The sequence below is a fragment of the Agromyces binzhouensis genome (assembly GCF_004135055.1).
GTDB lineage: Bacteria > Actinomycetota > Actinomycetes > Actinomycetales > Microbacteriaceae > Agromyces > Agromyces binzhouensis.
The window spans coordinates 1-1,074 of record NZ_SDPL01000665.1 but is presented as its reverse complement, the minus strand read 5'-3'; the positions used below and the strand labels follow the sequence as shown (position 1 = coordinate 1,074).

Sequence of the window (1,074 nt, the reverse complement as noted above, 5' to 3'; positions counted from 1 at the left end):
CGCAGCCGTCGGCGGCGCGCTCGCGGGCGTGGTCGCGCCGACGGTGTCGCCCTGGCTCGCGCCCGGGCGCACGAAGACGAGCACGACCGCGACGATCACCGCGACGAGGCCCAGGAGCACCATGAGCCGACGGCGTCGGTACACGGCAGCGGGCAGGCGCCCTGACGCGGGACGGTTGGTCGACATGGGCTCAGGCTACGGCCGCGCGGCGAAGCGGGACGCGCGGGCGCGCGGCGTGCCCCGACGCCGATGAGGAACGCTCAGAGGACTTTCAGCATCCGCGTGTTGCCGAGCGTGTTCTGCTTGACCCGCGCGAGGTCGAGGAACTCCGCGACGCCCTCGTCGTGCGACCGCACGAGCTCGGCGTACAGTTCCGGATCGACGCTCTCGGCACCCATGTCCTCGAAGCCGTGCCGACCGAAGAACGACACCTCGAACGTCAGGCAGAACAGGCGGCTCAGGCCGAGCTCGCGGGCATCGGACTCGAGCGCGGCGAGGAGCGCGTGGCCGACCCCGTGGCCGAGCCACTCCTCGCCCACTGCGAGCGTGCGGATCTCGCCGAGATCCTCCCACATGACGTGCAGCGCACCGCAGCCGACGACCGTGCCGTCGGACGTCTCCGCGACGCGGAACTCCTGCACCGCGCCGTACAGGTCGACGCGCTCCTTGCCGAGCAGGATGCGTCGGGCCACGAGCGGCTCGACGAGTTCCACGATCTTCGGCACGTCGGGCGTGCGCGCCCGGCGCACGGTGATGGGCGGCTGCGTCATCCGCTCATCGTATTGCGCCGGACGCGCCGGGCCCGTCCACGCCGAGCAGGTCGAGGATGAGACCGGTGAGCAGCGCCGTGCGCGCGGGGATGTCCTCGACCATGACGTGCTCGTGGTCGGCGTGCGCTCCCCCGCCGACCGCGCCGAGGCCGTCGAGGGTGGGCACGCCGATCCCCGCGGTGAAGTTGCCGTCGGATGCGCCTCCGACGACGATCGCGTCCGGCAGCGACATCCCGAGCCCGTCGGCGACGGCGCGGGCGCGGCGCCACACGCCCTCGGTGGCGGCGATCTCGAGCGGCGGGCG

At 73.3% G+C, this 1,074-nt stretch carries 2 protein-coding genes and 1 pseudogene; all 3 read right to left on the bottom strand.

Features of this window, described 5'->3' with window-relative positions:
- A pseudogene (locus tag ESO86_RS17490) lies at positions 1 to 186 on the bottom strand (hypothetical protein); the annotation flags it as partial.
- Positions 187 to 260: 74 nt separating this feature from the next.
- A complete protein-coding gene (locus ESO86_RS17485; RefSeq protein WP_129236015.1) occupies positions 261 to 770 on the bottom strand; it encodes an amino-acid N-acetyltransferase in 510 nt (169 codons plus the stop codon).
- Between the two features lie 4 nt (positions 771 to 774).
- The coding region (locus tag ESO86_RS17480; RefSeq protein WP_129236014.1) for a M20/M25/M40 family metallo-hydrolase at positions 775 to 1,074 on the bottom strand (300 nt) is incomplete at its 5' end.

Excerpts from the sequence above, each read along its gene's own strand:
- ESO86_RS17485 (WP_129236015.1), bottom strand. The coding sequence starts at position 770 with ATGACGCAGCCGCCCATCACCGTGCGCCGGGCGCGCACGCCCGACGTG.